This window comes from Arthrobacter sp. WCS2018Hpa-7, from assembly GCF_031843805.1.
In the GTDB taxonomy this organism is placed as follows: domain Bacteria; phylum Actinomycetota; class Actinomycetes; order Actinomycetales; family Micrococcaceae; genus Arthrobacter.
On record NZ_JAVTJB010000001.1, the window covers coordinates 168643 to 184274 of the forward strand.

The following is a 15632-nucleotide window of genomic DNA, read 5'->3' on the forward strand; positions in this document are numbered from 1 at the left end:
TGAAAGGTGATGCGAATGCCATTGTGAACGCTAACAATACCGTTGGTCAAGTGCCTTGGATCACGAAATGATTGCAGACCAGAACCGCTCACAGGACTATTGACTTGAAACGTTGTTAGCGTTCACAATTCGCGGCCTCAATATTTCCGGACGGCAGGGCCAACCATCCGGATGGCAGGAAAAAGCCCGGCACCGCCTTGTGGGCAGTACCGGGCTTCGATCGCTCCTCCATGATGGCGGGGAGGAACTCTTCCCTGCTGGGAACAGGGAAATCAGAGGCGGGTGTCGAACGAATCGCAGAAGACGTTCTGGTTGAAGGTCCCCTGGAACCCGGACTTGCCCTGGATCTTTTGGATCGTGGCGCGAATGGCCTCACGCGTTGCTGCGTGTGCGTGAATGACGGTCTTGACCATGGGCACGTCGATCAAGTGGTTCGGCTGGTTCAAGGAGACAAACACCGTGGGAACCTCCGTGGCGTACCAAGGGATCTCGGCGGCCATGGGCGAGGACCACTTGATCCGGATTGAGGCCTCCTGCGCGAAACCCTTCACGTTCGCGAAGACGAAGGCGGCGTCGTATCGCTCCGCATAGTCGCCTGTGGCTTCCTCGGACAGGACCCGCATGAAGTTCATTCCGGCCTCCCCCGCGGCTTCGCGCTGTTCCGCGGTCCTGAAGACGCTGACCTCGAATCCTGCGGCTTCCAGTTCTTCCCGGACAGTGTCCAGGTAGGCGAGAGGATCTGCTCGGGTGAAGTCGGCGCCACCCGAGATGCCGTAGAGACGGATCCGCGGATGCGTCTGAGGGGTGATCGGCAGGTTGCGGGCCGTGTCCTTCACCAGGGTGACGGTCTTGTCAGCGATGTCGGCAGCGATGGCCCGGTGGGCTTCACTGCCGATGACCGCGAGTGCCTCAACGGGGGGCACCAATTCCTGGCGTACATGCAAGCCCAGGCTCGCCTTCAGGCCAAGGATGCGCCGCAGGGCATCCTGCAAACGCCCCTCGCTGATAACTCCGGACTTATAGCCATCCAGCATGTACCCGAAGTCCTCCTCCGGGTTCCGGAAGAACAGGAACATGTCGCAGCCCGCGGCGATGGTCGCAGGTACCAGGTCGCGCCGCTTCATGGCCTGCGTCAGGCCAACCATCAGCGAAGCATCCGTCAGGACCAGCCCGTTGAAACCGAGTTCGCCGCGCAGCAGATCCTGCAACAACTCGGGCGCCAGCGTCGCAGGGAGGATCTCAGCATCCGACAAGCCAGGCCGGAAATACCGGGACACCTCAGGAGCGCCGATGTGGCCCACCATGATGGACTGCACGCCGTGCCCGATCATTTCGCGGTAGACGTGCCTGTAGCTGGCGTTCCACTCCTCGTAGCCAAGGGTGTTGTACGAGGTGACTACGTGTTGATCGCGCTCATCAATGCCGTCCCCCGGAAAGTGCTTCATGGCGCAGATGGTGGGTGATTCACTGATGCCGTCGAAGTACTCCTTGGCCCGCTCCACCACAACCTCCGGGGTGTTGCCAAAGGCCCGCGTGGAGATGACCGTGTTGCGCCAGTTGTAGTGAATGTCGACGATCGGTGCGAAGGCCCAGTTGCAGCCCAGCGCAGCAGTTTCGACGCCGGCCACCTGGCCCATCTGCCGCGCAATGGTCTTGTCCGGGTGCGAGCCTGCCTGCAGGTGCGTGGAAACGAACGTGCCGTCGTCGCAACTGCCGGCGCCACCCATCTCTGGATTGGACGCGATCAGCAGCGGAATGCGGGTCTTGGACTGGGCGTAACGGATGTGCTCCTGGACGGCAGAAGAGGGCCCCGGCCGGTACCGCATACCGCCCACGTGGAAGTTCTCCAGCACGCCGTCGAGGTACGCCGGGGAGTAATCGTTGTTGTGGTTGATGAACAGCTGGCCGATCTTCTCTTCCAGCGTCATGGAGCCAATGGTGCTCTCTACCCACTCCACCGCGGCGTCATCCAAGTTGTAAGGAGCCGCCGCCAAGTCCACCAAGTGCGGCCCGGCAGACGCTGCGGACTGGCCTGTCAGCCCGGCATATACGTCATTCACGATGTCCTCCACGGGCGATGCGATGTCCACAACGATCCCGGCTTCGTCGTCCTCGAGCGGTTGCAGCGTAGCCAGTTGCGAGTCCAGCAGGGAGGCCGGCATGAAGTGCCCGGGACGGGCAGTCATGCGGGCATTCAGCAACTCACGGGTGCCATGCAGGTGCACGAACACCACGGATGGATCGGCGCTGCGGATGATGTCCCGGTACGAGCGCTTGAGCGCGCTGCACGCGATGACAAGAGCAGAGTTCGACGCCGGGAATCGCCTGCCGATTTCAGCCAGCCAGGGCGCGCGGTCGTCGTCGTTCAGCGGAGTACCCGCGGCCATCTTGTCGATATTCGCCTGGGGGTGCAGCGAATCGCCGTCGAGGAATCCAGCGCCGAGGCGTTCGGCGAGGGCCGCACCAACGGTGCTCTTGCCGCAGCCGGCCACGCCCATCACCACGATGTGGTGGCGGTGCCCATCTTCAGAGGAAGCAGGTTTACCAGTCATGACCGTCTCACCAGTCATGAACCGTGCCGTCCACGAGGCGGTTGTAGGGCAGATAGGCCTGCTGGTACGGGAACGCCGCAGCTGCTTCTTCATTGAATTCGACGCCGATGCCGGGGTTGTCGCCCGGGTGCAGGTAGCCGTCCTTGAAGGTCATGGACTGCTGGAAGACCTCGTTGGTCTTGTCAGAGTGCTGCATGTATTCCTGGATACCGTAGTTGTGAATGGCCAGGCCCACGTGCAGCTGGGCGGCGAAGCCCACCGGGGAGATGTCCGTGGGGCCGTGGAAGCCTGACTTGATCTGGTACTGGGCCGCGAAGTCCATGACCTTCTTCAGCGGGGAGATGCCGCCGAAGTGGGTGGAGGCGGCACGGACGTAGTCGATCAGCTGTTCCTTGATGAGGGTCTGGAAGTCATACACGGTGTTGAAGATTTCGCCGATTGCCAGTGGGGTGGTGGTGTGCTGGCGGACCAGGCGCAGGCCCTCCTGATTCTCGGCCGGAGTGCAGTCTTCCAGCCAGAAGAGGTCGTACGGTTCCAGGGCCTTGCCCAGCTTGGCGGCCTGGATGGGTGTCATGCGGTGGTGGCCATCATGCAGCAGCGGGATCTCCGGGCCGAACTCGTTGCGCACTGCCTCAAAAACGGTGGGCAAGTGGCGCAGGTAGGCGCGGGTGTCCCAGTCCTCTTCCAACGGGAAGTTGCCACGGCCGGCGGGCTCGTAGTCGTACCGTTCGCCCGAGGCCTGGGCCTGCGCGGCAACACCATAGACGGCCTTGATGCCCGGGACCGCGGTCTGGATGCGGATGGATTTGTAGCCCAACTCCAGGTGTTCGCGAACGGAGTCGAACAGCGACGGAATGTCCGCGCCGGACGCGTGTCCGTAAGCGCGCAGGCCGTTGCGGGAAGCGCCACCCAGCAGTTGGTAGACCGGCAGGCCTGCGATTTTGCCCTTGATGTCCCACAGTGCCATGTCGACGGCGGCAATGGCCGCCATGGTGACGGGCCCGCGGCGCCAGTAGGAGCTGCGGTAGAGGAACTGCCACGTGTCCTCGATCCTGTGCGGATCCTTGCCGATCAGCAGCTGCGCAACGTGCTCCTTGAGATACGCGGCCACGGCAAGTTCACGGCCGTTGAGGGTGGCGTCACCGATGCCCGTCACACCATCCTCGGTGGTGATGCGCAAGGTGACGAAGTTGCGGGACGGGCTGGTCACAAAGACTTCAGCGGCAATGATTTTCACAGCTTTTCCTTTCGGGATGTGGCTGGGTGGGTTTGAGTATGATTTTAGGTTGGATTGCATCACGTGGCAACCGGTTGCCTAACTTTTTTGGATTATTTAGCTGGGCTTGTTGCCGTGTGCGGCATGGCCGGCAGCAGCAACCTCCGGAGTTCCAGGATTTCCCTTGGGGGCGTCCTGCCTGACGTCCGCAGAACGGCGCGCACGGATCTCCCCCACAATCTGCGCATGCACCGCATCTGTGAGCTTGTACTTGGTCATCACCACTATCGCCAGGATGGTCATGATGGCCGGCAGGGCCCCGGCGGCGAACTGGATTCCCTGCATGGCTTCCGCGCTCTGGGTGGCGCCTGACGTGTAGCCGCCCACCGCGAGGCAATAGGCGGCAAGTGCCCCACCCACGGCTTGGCCGGTCTTCCGGGTGAAGGAAAACAGCGCGTAGGTGATTCCCTCGGTGCGGACACCGGTTTTCCATTCGCCGTACTCCACAGTGTCCGCTTCCAGGGCCCACACCACGATGTTCACCGCCATGACGCCCATCAGGCTGACCACGAGCCCGGAGAAGCCAACCCAGACCATGGAGGAAGGAGAGAAGAAGACAATAATTCCACCCACCATGGACAGCGTTCCGGCAGCGATGTACACGTTCTTTTTGCCGATCCTGCGGACCATTCGCGGCATTAAAGGTGCAAGGGCCAAGGTCATGGCCAGTTGAACGATGGCCAGCACCGGATATAGATCCAAGCGGCCCAGGACATCGCGGAGGTAGTAGAGCTGAACGGAGGACAACGCCATGTAGCCGGTCAGGAAGAGGAACGAGCTCAGGCACAGCATGAGCAGCGGACGATTCGTCTTCAGAGTGTCCATGCTCTGCTTGAAGGAAACATTAGGGACCGTGCGGTGCACGCGCTCCCTGGCCGTGAGGACAGTGAAGAGGTAGAGCGCCGCGCCGATCACCACAAAAGCCAGCGTGATGGTAGTGAACGTGGCCTGGAGATCAGCGCCCGGCTTGATCAGCGGCGCCACGAAGATGCCCAGGGCGGAACCCACCAGCAGTGCACCCACCGTGCGGGCGGAGCCCAGCTTGGCGCGGTCCCCGGGATCCTGCGTCATGGCCCCGGCCAGCGAGCCATACGGGATGTTGACCAGGGAATAGGCCAGCCCCAGAGCCGCGTAGCTCACGTAGGCGTAGAGCAAGGTGCCCGTCTCGCCCAGTTGCGGCACGGAGAACGTGGCGACGCTGAGGAGCAGGAGCGGAATGGAACCAAACATGATGAAGGGGCGGAACTTCCCAAAGCGCTTGCTGTACGAGCGGTCAACCATGCGTCCAGCGAAGACATCGGCGAAGGCGTCGAAGATCCGCACCACCAACAGCAAGGTACCGGCCGCGGCCGCCGAAATTCCTGCGACGTCCGTGTAGTACACCAGCAGGAACATCGTGGCAGTGGTGAAGGCAAGATTATTGGCGGCATCGCCGGCACCATAGCCGGCGATGCTGAGTTTGCTGAGCTTTTTCAATGCGGGCTCCTTTACCCTTCGCGTCATTGCGGTCCAAGCCGACTCGACAGTAGATGGAACCTCTGGAATCGGTGGTGCAGCTGTTGTAATTCTAGTCACTTTGGCAAGCGTTTGGCAATCGGTTGCCGCAACATTTCATTGAAAGTTACACCAAACCTCTACCCGTTGTGAGGCCCGCTCTACGCCTTAAGAACACGCCAAGGCACGCACAGCGGGCCCCACAACGTCTGGGATCGGCTGTGTTAAACGCCGGCGGCCCAGGTTGCCGGGGAAATCCTGACAACCTGGGCCAGCAACGGGCGCTGAATCAGGAAGAAGTCCTACGCGGTAGCTCCTACGCCGGAACCACTTGCGGCGGCATGCTCCGCCGCGGGTACAAAACCGGCACTAAGCTCCTCGATGAGCTTCACAACCCCGGAATCTCGGGAGAGCCCACCATCCAGCAACGACACCAGGGCAGCAATGCGGTCAAGGCCGTAAAGCTGGTTGGCCTGTGCCACCGCGCCAGACTGAGGGTCCTGCAGGCCGGGGTTCGACTCCACGTACGCAGCCCACACCGCGATCATCCTTGCCGCAGCTTCACCGGTTCGCCCTGCTGCGCGTTCGGCCCGGAGTACAGGGACGGCGCGCATGCGCAGCTTGGTGCTGGCGTCCATGGCGATCTGGGCCAAATGGTGCGCGATACGCGAATTGCCAAAGCGATCCAGCAAGGCCGCTCTGTACTCGGGAATGCGCAGGTCGTCGCCGGTGAGGTGGCGGGATGCTTCGTCCCAGAACTCCTCCACAGCCTGCGAGCACACCGGATCAGCCAAAGCTTCAGCAACGGTGGTGTGCCCACGAAGCTGTCCTGCGTAGGCCAGGATCGAGTGCGCACCGTTCAGAAGCCAGAGCTTGCGGTTTTCATAGGGCTCGATATCGTCCACAAAGACAGCCCCGCCATCCTCCCACCGCGGGCGGCCCGCAGGGAAGTCTCCGCTCAGTACCCAGTTGCGGAACGGTTCGGTGACCACGGGAGCGTCGTCCCGGTAGCCGCACTTTTCACTCACCAGGGCGACGTCATCCGCGGTTGTTCGGGGCGTAATCCGGTCAACGGACGTGCTCACGAAGCTCACGTTCGCCTCGATCCAGGCGGCCAGGCCGCCGTCGAATTCTCTCGCAATACCCAGCACGCCATCCCGGGCGACGTTTCCATTTTCCGAGAGGTTGTCGCACGAAACGACGGCGAGGGGGCCGGCGTCGGCATCCTTACGCGCGGCGAGGCCCAAGACCAAGCGGCCCAACGGCGTCGTGGGCTGTGCGCCCGAAACCAGCAGCGGGACGTCGTCGGCGCCGAGTCCGTAAGCGGCTTCGGTGATGGTCAGGGTGACCACAGCGGTCTGCGGCGCGGCGACCAGTTCAACCAACCGGCCCACGTTGGCGCCATCCACGGCTTCGACGATGCTGCCCACTACCTCGAACGAGTCGCCCGCATCGGAGCGCTCCACCACGGTGAACAAACCGTCCTGCCCTGCCAGGACATCGGCGGCGTCGGGGCGTCGTCCTGTGAACGAGGCGATGCCCCACTCTCCCGCGTCGCCGGCGTGCTGCGTGAACCAGGCCTGATGCGAACGGTGGAAGGCGCCGAGGCCCAGGTGCACTATGCGGACGGGAGCTTTGGGGTGAGGCGCAGCATCGCGGTTGAGGCGCGGCAAGGCGGCGGTCATAGCTTGAACACCCTGCGTGGCGAGGAATCGACGACGTCGAGAATCAGCTCGTGCGCGCGGTCTTCAGTCACGCGGTGCTCGGCTACAAGGCGCGCGAGGAAGGACGCTTCGATCCTGCGGGAGGCGTCATGACGTGCCGGAATGGAGCAGAAGGCGCGGGTGTCATCGATGAAGCCTGACGAGCGAGAGAAACCAGCGGTCTCAGTGACGGCTGAGCGGAACCGCAACATGGCGTCGGGCGCATCGAGGAACCACCACGGGGCGCCAATGTACACAGACGGGTAGAAGCCGGCCAGCGGCGCCAATTCGCGGGAAAACACTGTCTCGTCCAGGGTGAAGAGCACCAGGTGGAAGTCCTTGGCCGTGCCGAAGTCCTGCAGCAACGGACGGATGGCCTCGGTGTAGTTCACGGCGAACGGGATGTCGTGACCAGTGTCGGCACCAAACTCAGTGAACGTAGGTTCGTGGTGGTTGCGGTACGAACCCGGGTGGATGGTCATGACCAGGCCATCCTCCACGGACATGCGCGCCATCTGGTACATCATGTGGGCCTCGAACGCGTCGCGATCGTGCGCACTGGCCTTGCCGGAGCGTGCCTTTTCGAAGAGCGCTTCCGCTTCCGCTTCATCAAGTTTGAGGGTGGCGGGGGTGCGGACGCCATGGTCCGCCGATACCGCGCCATGCTCTACGAAATAGCGACGCCGGTTTTCCAGGGCGGCGATATAGCCGGCGTAGCCAGTGGCGCCATCGGCCGCGGTCCCGATGAGCCGATCGACGTTGGCACTCCAGCTGGGGTGGGCCACATTCAGGTAGGCGTCCGGGCGGAACGTGGGGAGGACGCGGCCGTTGAAGCTCGGATCTTCGGTGAGTGCTTTGTGGCTGGCCAGACTGTCCAGCGGATCATCCGTGGTGGCGAGGACCTCGATGTTGAAGTCCTTGAAGAGCTGCCGCGGGCGGAAGTCGGGTTCTACCAACTTCGCGGCGATCGCGTCGTAGCTTGCGTCCGCCGGCAACTCACTGAGCTCGGCTCCGAGCTTGAACACATCGTTGAACTGGGTGCGCAGCCAATACCCGGAAGCCGTGCCCTCGAACAGCGGCCAGGCTTCAACGAACTGTCGCCAGATCTCCCGGGACTCCGGGGCGGACGCTGTGCCGGCCAGCAACTGATCCATCGGAACACCGTTGGCGTGGATCAGGCGGGTGACGTAGTGATCCGGGCTGACCAGGAGCGCTGCAGGATCGGGGAACGGCGTGTTCTGCTCGATGACTGCGGCGTCAACGTGACCGTGCGGGGAAATGATGGGCAGGTCCTGGACGCGCTCCAGCAAGGACCGCGCGATGCTGCGCGTCCCGGGATCTGCGGGCAGGAGCCTGTCAGGGTGTGCTGCGATGGACTGTGACATAGGTCAATCTTGGGGGTCCAGCCTAACCTTTGTCAACCGGTTGCCAAAAATTGCCACCCTGTTGCATCTTGCTGTGCAGCGGGGTGCTGAAGTCAGGCGAGGAGCCGTCCGCTGGACCCGCGCACCACGAGTTCCGTTTCCACCCGGACAGCTTCGCCTGGGGCGTCGTGGCCTTGGAGCATGTCCAGCAGGATGGTCACGGCACGGGTGCCGCACTCCCCCAACGGCGAGCGGACCGTGGTCAGGGCCGGGGTGGTGAAATCGGCGCCGAAGATGTCGTCGAAGCCAACAATGCTGATCTGGTCCGGAACGCGCATGCCGCCGGCCTGCAATTCCTGCATCAAGCCAATGGCCAAGAGGTCGTTGTAGGTGATCACCGCCGTCGCCCCGCTGTCCAGGACGTCGCGCGCAACCTGACGGCCGCCGTCGACCGTTGGTTTGGACGACTCGAGGCGCACCGCGCTGAGTTTGGACCATTCGGCGGCGGCTTTGACGCCTTCCCAACGGCGGGCCGTCATCCAAGACTGCTTGGGGCCGGCGACGTACGCGAGCTTTTCATGGCCGTTGGCGGCCAGGCTGCGCACGGCTTCGCTGATGCCCTTGTTGACGTCCGGAACCACGCACGGCACGCCTTGGATCTCGCGGTTGATGACGGCGACGGGTTTGTCCGCGGCCAAGGCCCGGATGTGGTCATCGTCCATGCGGGGGCTGGCCAGGATGAGTCCGTCCACGGTGCTCAGCAGGCGCCGGGCGGCGGTTACTTCAGTCTCCGGCGACTCGGCGGACTCAGCCAGAACCAGCGTGTAATCGCGGGCGGATCCGGTGGTTTCAGCGCCGCGGATGATGTCGAAGAACGTGGGGTTGGTAATGTCCGCGACGATCAGCCCAATGGTCTGGGTGCGGCCCGTGGGCAGTGCTCGGGCGAACGGATTGACCTGATAATTCAGCTCCGCAGCCGCGTCCTCAATGATCTTCTGCGTTTTGGCACTGACACGGCCGGGCTTGCTCAGCGCGCGGGACACGGTGGAGGGATTCACGCCCGCCAGCTTCGCGATGTCGTAAATCGTGGCAGAGGACTTATCCCCCCGGCCGCGCTTGGTGGGGGTGGATGCTGTTCCAGTGCTCGTCACGTCAGTCACCGCTCCATCGTAGACCGCTTGGCAACAAAAAAGGCCGGTTGCCAAGGTATGACATCCGGGACGTGAGCGAGCGATCCCCAAAACGCAACGGGACGTGAGCGAGCGATCCCCAAAAGGCAACGGGATGTGAGCGAGCGATCTGGTGGTCCGGCCACCCAGCGGCGCTCTCTCACATCCCCGCCCAAAAACCGCGGCGCTCTCTGACATCCCGCTGGACACCGCTGGACACGAGAGGGCGCCACACACAAACTACGAACGTTCCGGGAACTTGCCCTCTTCAGCGATGCGCTTGTTGAGCTCCTGCAGGAACTCGTCCTCATCAAAGTCCAGCGATACTTCCTTGCCGGTCCAGGCTGAGAGGTGGATGGCGTTGGCCAGGCGGACACCGTTGATGCCATCGGACCCCGGGGCCAGCAGCGGCGTACCGTCCAGGATGTTGGCAGCGAAGTTCTCCAGGACCCCTGCGTGCTGGCCGCCCCAGACGGACTCGAACTCAATGACCTCGCTGGTGTAGAGCTCGTCGCGGTTCAGCTGGCCCATGAAGAGCTTGCGGACATCGTCCATGCCCATCGAGTCGCTGATGTCCCGTTCCGGCTTGACCAAGCGGGTGACGGTGGCAACCTTGCTGCCCTCCACCACGATTTTGCCCTGGTCGCCCAGGATTTCGAACCGGTCTGTTCCCACAATGTCGTGGGTGGCCGTCACGAAAACGCCAGTGGCGCCGTTGCCATAATCCACTACCGCGGTGACCTCATCCTCGACGGCGATATCGCGGCGGAAGCCGAACGCCACCTTCGAGTACACGGACTTGGGGACGCCGCAGATCCACTGCCAGAGGTCCAGCTGGTGCGGTGCCTGGTTGACCAAAACGCCGCCGCCTTCGCCGCCCCAGGTGGCGCGCCATTCGCTGGAGTTGTAGTAGCCCTGGGGACGCCACCAGTTGGTGATGATCCAATTGGTACGCCGGATGCTGCCGATTTCGCCGTTATCGACGATTTCCTTGAGCTTCTTGTACAGCGGGTTGTTGCGCTGGTTGAACATGATGCCGAAGGAGAGCTCCGGCTTGGAGGCCGCGAACTCGTTGAGCTCCTTGACCTGCTTGGTGTAGACGCCGGCTGGCTTCTCCACCAAGGCGTGGATGTTGCGCTTGAGTGTCTCGATGCCCATCTCCGGGTGCAGGAAATGCGGAACGCAGGTGACGATCGCGTCCACGGAACCGCTCTCCAGCATGGCGATGTAGTCCTCGAAGAACGGGACATCCGGGTACTGGGAAGCGGCAAGCTCCTTCTTGGCGGGATCGACGTCGCAGATGGCGGCGATCTCCATGTTCGGCACGAGGCCGTCGGCGATGAACTTGGCGTAGGCGCCGCCCTGCTGGCCCAAGCCGATGATGCCGAGGCGTACTTTCTTGCTCATGACTGCAATCTCCCGTGTTGAAAACTGAAACTTGTTGAAATCTAGAAAAGGTCGGCGTGGCCCATGGCCACCAGGTTGTCGTATGAGGTCTGAAGTGCATCCCATACGGTGCGCCCATAGAGCTCGTCCTGCTCCACCAGGAGGTACCTGGCACCCGCGGCCACGGCGGCAGGAACGATGGACGCGAAGTCCAGGTTGCCCTCTCCCACTTCGGCGAACTGCACCACATTGCGGAACTCGGCCATGAACCCGGGGAAATCGCCCTTCTCCAGGAGCCCGAAGGACGATTCCGGCAGTTGACCGATCCTGTAGTCCTTGAGGTGCACCATGGCAGTCTTGCCCGCGTATTTTTCGAGGGTGCGGACAGGGTCCAAACCACCGCGTTGGACCCAGTGGACGTCGATTTCCATGCCCATGGCCGGGGAGTTCTCGGCGATGATGTCCAGCATGTACTTGCCGTCAAACTTCGCGAACTCAATGTGGTGGTTGTGGTAGTACAGGCTGATGCCGTGCTCCTGAAGGCGTTCAGCGTAGCCGTTGGCCTGCTTGGCAAACTCAACCACCGAGTCCAGGGACCTCATGGCCCCGAACGGAAGCATCCCGATGCGCAGCAAGGAAGAGTCCAGGCGCTTGGCATCGTCCACGATCTTGTCGAAGTTGTCCGCCAGTGATTCCACCGGCATGCCCTTGCGGCCTTCGATATTGACCGAAAGCGCTGCGATGTCCATGCCCAACTCCGTGCGGGAACGGTCCAGTTCACCCACGTTCTCCGGAGTCATCGGGATTTGGGAAATCTCGACGGCGTTATAACCGATCGCACTGACCTTGCGCAGCGTTTCGAACGCTCCAACGTCAGCAAAACTGTCCTTCAGCATCATGGCTTGGACGCCTATTGTGGCCACTTTTTCCTCCGGGGTTTCCGGGCCCTTCCGGACCCTGGGATGTGTGATAGGTGCCGGGCTGTTCAGGCCACGGCACCTTGCTGTTCTATTTGGCTGTGTTGGTTGGCGAGCAAGCGGTGCCGGTCTGCCCGGCGTTGTTCCTGCCGGTCAGGATCGGGCACGGGCGAGGCGAGCAAAAGCCGCTGCGTGTAGGGATGTTCGGGATCGCGGGTGACCACCTCGGCGGGGCCTTGCTCCACGATTTCGCCGTGGTACATGACCGCGACGCGGTGGCTGATGTGCCGCACGACGTCGAGGTCGTGCGAGACGAACAGGTACGAAACGCCGGTGTCCTTTTGGATCTGCAGGAAAAGGTCCAGCACCCGGGCCTGGGTGGAGAGGTCGAGTGCGCTGACCGGCTCATCACAGACAATCAGCTTCGGGGACAAGGCAAGAGCCCGCGCAATCGCAACGCGCTGGCGCTGCCCGCCGCTGAACTCACGCGGCAGCCGGTGAATGGCGTCCGTCGGCAGGCCCACCTGGTCCAGCAGTTCCTTGACGCGTTTCTTGGCCGCTGCAGGCTCCATGCCTTGCACGCCCAGGGGTTCAGCGAGGATGTCGCCGATTTCCAGCGCCGGGTTCAGCGAGGTGTAGGGGTCCTGGAACACCACTTGAAGATCGCGGCTCAGCGTGCGGCGTTCCTTGCGGGACGCGTTGCTGATGTCGTTGCCTTCGAAGATCACCTTTCCGGAGGTGACCGGCGCGAGGCCCAGGACGGCACGGCCAAGGGTGGTCTTGCCCGAGCCGGACTCCCCCACCAAGCCCAGGGTCTCTCCCTGGCCGATGGTGATGTTGATGTCCGTCAGGGCACGGAAAGGTTTGGCCCGGAACCGCTTGCTGGGATACTCCACCACCAGGTTCTGCACTGCGAGGAGCGGGGACTTCGCTGTGGCACTCATGCGACAGGCTCCTTGTCCTTCGATACAAGCATGGTCATGGGGGTCTTTCCTTCGAGCATGGACCCCAACAGGGTCTGCGTGTACGGCTCTTTCGGGTTCCGGAGGATCTCGCGGACAGTACCTTCTTCCACCAGCCGCCCGCTCTGCATCACGGCCACGCGGTCGCACAGATCGGCAACGACTCCGAAGTTGTGGGTCACCAGGATCACGCCGATGTTCAGGCGCTGCTGCAGCTCGCGGAGCAGGTCCAGCACGTCCGCCTGGACGGTGACATCCAGCGCCGTGGTGGGTTCGTCAGCGATCACCAGGTCCGGTTCACAGCTGATGGCACCAGCGATCAATACGCGCTGGGCCATGCCGCCGGAGACCTCGTGTGGGTAAGCGTTGAAGGTTCGCTCCGGGTTGGCAATACCGACGTCGGTGAGCAGCTTGAGCGCACGCTGGCGGGCTTCGGCCTTGGAGATTCCGAGGACACGGACCATGGGCGTAACCAGCTGGTAGCCGATGGTGAAGGCCGGGTCCAGGTTGCTCATGGGTTCCTGCGGAATGTAGGAGATCCGCTTTCCGCGCAGCTTGGACAACCTTTCCTGACTGACGCGGTCATCGCCCGGAGCCACCGTGTAGTTGCCGTCGAACTGGATGGAACCGCCCACAATCCGTGCGTTGTCCGGCAGCAGGCCCAAAATGGAGAACGCGGTCTGGGACTTGCCCGAGCCCGATTCGCCAACGATGCCGAGGATTTCGCCGCGGTCCACGTGGAACGAAACGTCGTCCACTACCTTTTTGATGGAACCGTCAGCCTGCGGATAGCCGACGCCGAGATTGGTCACCTTGACCAGGTGGTGCTCTGTTCCGACGTCGACGGCGGCCACGGACTTCCGTGACTGTCGCGCCTTGGCGGGGTCCGCCGTCGTGCTTGCGGAAGAACTCGTGCTTTCAGCTGTTGCCACCGGACGCTTCTTGCGGTGCTTGATCTTTTCGCCGTCTTCCAGGGCGTCGCGGATGGCGTTGCCCAGCAGGACCAGTCCGCCGATGGTCAGTGCCATGGCCAGTGCCGGCCAGAGCAGCAGGGTGGGCGTGAGGTAGACGTTCTTGAAGCCCTCGGAGAGCATGACGCCCCACGTTGCCTTGGTGGGATCGCCCAAGCCCAGGAACTCGAGCCCGGACTGGATGGCGATGGCAACACCGGCGATGGCCGCGGTTTGGATGATGATCGGCGCCCGGACCACCGAGAAGATGTGGCGGGCGATGATGCTCAGGTCAGACAAGCCGGAGACCCTGGCAGCGTCCACATAGAGCTCGTTCCGGACCGACTGCACGGCGGTGCGGGTGAGCCGGAAATAGGACGGGCTGATCAGGACACCGAACGCGATCATGGAGATCCATACCGACGGGCCGAACGCTGCGCGGATGGTGAGGAGGACAATCAGGCCGGGCAGGCTCATGAGGATGCTGACTACCCAGTTGGAGACGGCCTCGAACTTGCCGGCGTAGTAGCCGGCGATCAGGCCGGCCGGGAGTCCGATGGCAATGGCCACGCCGGCACACAGCAACGCGGACAACAAGGTCAGCTGGGCGCCGAAGAGCAGGCGGCTCCACGTATCGCGTCCTGCACTGTCAGTACCCAGGATGTTCACTGAGTCAGGGGCTGCCAGAGTCTTGGAGATGTTGGCGAAGTTCTCTTCGAAAGGCGCTATCACCGGGGCGAGGATGGCCAGCGCAGCGATGGTCAGCAGGATCACCAGTGAGGCGATGCCCATGGGGTTCTTCAGGAGGCGGCGCAGGACGGTGGAACGGACCACCGTGCCGCTTTGGCCTGACCCCGGCTTGGCCGCAAGGCCGGCTCCGGCCGCAGTTACTGCTGCTGAATCTACGGAATCGCTCATGACACACGTACTTTCGGGTTGAGCCAGCCATTGAGGATGTCCACCAGGAGGTTCACGACGATGACCACCACCACGGTGTACATCACCACTCCCATGACGACGGGAAGATCGGTTTGAGTGGTAGCGGCGACGGCCAGCGGACCCATTCCCGGGAGGGCGAAGATCTGCTCGATGATCACCACACCGCCCAGCATGCCGATCAGTTGCAGGCTCAACACCGTCAAACCTGCCGGTGCGGCGCTGCGCAGCACATGCTTGAAGAGGATTTCACGCTCTCCGATGCCGCGGCTGCGCAGCGTCCTGACGTAGTCACGCTCAAGTTGCTTGATCACGGCGGACCGGATCTGCTGCGCGCCACCGGTCACGCCGTTGATCAGCAGTGCAATGACCGGGAGGGTCATGGAGTAGACCCAGGCCTCCGGACCCACCTCCGGGGAGATGGTGCTGGTGGCGGGGAAGAAGCCGAGCTGGATGGCCAGGATGGTCACCAGGAACACGCCGATCACGTAGCCGGGGATGGAGTCCCCCACGATCGCGCCAATCTGGACCACCCTGTCCACCCAGCCGCGCTTGACGGCTGCGGCAACACCGATCAGTGCTGCGCAGATGGCGATCAGGATCATTGCGGTGAAGACCATGGTCATGGTCACCGGGATGCGGGTGGCAAGCGAGTTGGCCACCGGCTCCGAGGTAAACCAGGAGGCTCCAAGGTTGCCGGTCAGGGCATCGCCCAACCAGGCGAAGTAACGGACAAAGAGCGGCTGGTCGAGTCCCAGTTCCTGTTCCTTCAAGGCCACCTGTTCAGGAGTTGCCTGATCACCCAGGATGTTCTGGGCAATACTTCCGCTGGAGGTATAGAGCAGGGTGAAGGTGAGGACCGAGACGACGAACAACACCACCAGACCGCTGCCCAGTCTTTTCGCAATGAACTTGATCATGGG

Annotated in this window: 11 protein-coding genes; all 11 read right to left on the minus strand. The window is 62.8% G+C overall.

Annotated features, from left to right (window positions below; genetic code table 11):
• Nucleotides 1–272: 272 nt before the first annotated feature.
• The 11 genes from RQH14_RS00800 to RQH14_RS00850 all read right to left on the minus strand — a co-directional run bounded on the left by RQH14_RS00800 (nucleotide 273) and on the right by RQH14_RS00850 (nucleotide 15629).
• Complete coding sequence (locus RQH14_RS00800) at nucleotides 273–2570, minus strand: gluconokinase, GntK/IdnK-type (protein WP_311211443.1); 2298 nt, start codon at nucleotides 2568–2570, stop codon at nucleotides 273–275.
• Nucleotides 2560–3789, minus strand: coding sequence for a D-mannonate dehydratase ManD (gene manD, locus RQH14_RS00805; RefSeq protein WP_311211444.1), 1230 nt, complete (start codon nucleotides 3787–3789; stop codon nucleotides 2560–2562). Before manD ends, RQH14_RS00800 begins: the two co-directional genes overlap by 11 nt.
• A 96-nt stretch (nucleotides 3790–3885) precedes the next feature.
• On the minus strand, nucleotides 3886–5304 hold the full coding sequence (gene uidB, locus RQH14_RS00810) for a glucuronide transporter (protein WP_311211445.1): 1419 nt from the start codon (nucleotides 5302–5304) through the stop codon (nucleotides 3886–3888).
• 320 nt (nucleotides 5305–5624) lie between these two features.
• The gene (locus RQH14_RS00815) at nucleotides 5625–7007 is read right to left on the minus strand and encodes a mannitol dehydrogenase family protein (protein WP_311211446.1); all 1383 of its coding nucleotides are present in this window, start codon (nucleotides 7005–7007) and stop codon (nucleotides 5625–5627) included.
• A complete protein-coding gene (gene uxaC, locus RQH14_RS00820; RefSeq protein ID WP_311211447.1) occupies nucleotides 7004–8410 on the minus strand; it encodes a glucuronate isomerase in 1407 nt (468 codons plus the stop codon). Before uxaC ends, RQH14_RS00815 begins: the two co-directional genes overlap by 4 nt.
• A 92-nt stretch (nucleotides 8411–8502) precedes the next feature.
• On the minus strand, nucleotides 8503–9549 hold the full coding sequence (locus tag RQH14_RS00825) for a LacI family DNA-binding transcriptional regulator (protein ID WP_311211448.1): 1047 nt from the start codon (nucleotides 9547–9549) through the stop codon (nucleotides 8503–8505).
• A 249-nt stretch (nucleotides 9550–9798) separates the two neighbouring features.
• Complete coding sequence (locus RQH14_RS00830) at nucleotides 9799–10965, minus strand: Gfo/Idh/MocA family oxidoreductase (RefSeq protein ID WP_311211449.1); 1167 nt, start codon at nucleotides 10963–10965, stop codon at nucleotides 9799–9801.
• A 41-nt stretch (nucleotides 10966–11006) separates the two neighbouring features.
• Entirely contained in the window at nucleotides 11007–11867 is an 861-nt protein-coding gene (locus RQH14_RS00835) for a sugar phosphate isomerase/epimerase (protein ID WP_311211450.1), read from the minus strand.
• 62 nt (nucleotides 11868–11929) lie between these two features.
• A complete protein-coding gene (locus tag RQH14_RS00840; protein ID WP_311211451.1) occupies nucleotides 11930–12805 on the minus strand; it encodes an ATP-binding cassette domain-containing protein in 876 nt (291 codons plus the stop codon).
• Nucleotides 12802–14691: a dipeptide/oligopeptide/nickel ABC transporter permease/ATP-binding protein gene (locus RQH14_RS00845; protein WP_311211452.1), complete on the minus strand. Its 1890-nt coding sequence runs from the start codon at nucleotides 14689–14691 to the stop codon at nucleotides 12802–12804. Before RQH14_RS00845 ends, RQH14_RS00840 begins: the two co-directional genes overlap by 4 nt.
• The gene (locus tag RQH14_RS00850) at nucleotides 14688–15629 is read right to left on the minus strand and encodes an ABC transporter permease (protein ID WP_026542293.1); all 942 of its coding nucleotides are present in this window, start codon (nucleotides 15627–15629) and stop codon (nucleotides 14688–14690) included. Before RQH14_RS00850 ends, RQH14_RS00845 begins: the two co-directional genes overlap by 4 nt.
• Nucleotides 15630–15632 lie beyond the last annotated feature (3 nt).

What these genes read in the sequence shown, in the direction of transcription:
- RQH14_RS00800 (WP_311211443.1), bottom strand. Translation starts at nt 2,570, where the DNA reads ATGACTGGTGAGACGGTCATGACTGGTAAACCTGCTTCCTCTGAAGAT.
- RQH14_RS00845 (WP_311211452.1), bottom strand. Translation starts at nt 14,691, where the DNA reads ATGAGCGATTCCGTAGATTCAGCAGCAGTAACTGCGGCCGGAGCCGGC.
- RQH14_RS00815 (WP_311211446.1), bottom strand. Translation starts at nt 7,007, where the DNA reads ATGACCGCCGCCTTGCCGCGCCTCAACCGCGATGCTGCGCCTCACCCC.
- RQH14_RS00830 (WP_311211449.1), bottom strand. Translation starts at nt 10,965, where the DNA reads ATGAGCAAGAAAGTACGCCTCGGCATCATCGGCTTGGGCCAGCAGGGC.
- RQH14_RS00840 (WP_311211451.1), bottom strand. Translation starts at nt 12,805, where the DNA reads ATGAGTGCCACAGCGAAGTCCCCGCTCCTCGCAGTGCAGAACCTGGTG.
- uxaC (WP_311211447.1), bottom strand. Translation starts at nt 8,410, where the DNA reads ATGTCACAGTCCATCGCAGCACACCCTGACAGGCTCCTGCCCGCAGAT.
- RQH14_RS00850 (WP_026542293.1), bottom strand. Translation starts at nt 15,629, where the DNA reads ATGATCAAGTTCATTGCGAAAAGACTGGGCAGCGGTCTGGTGGTGTTG.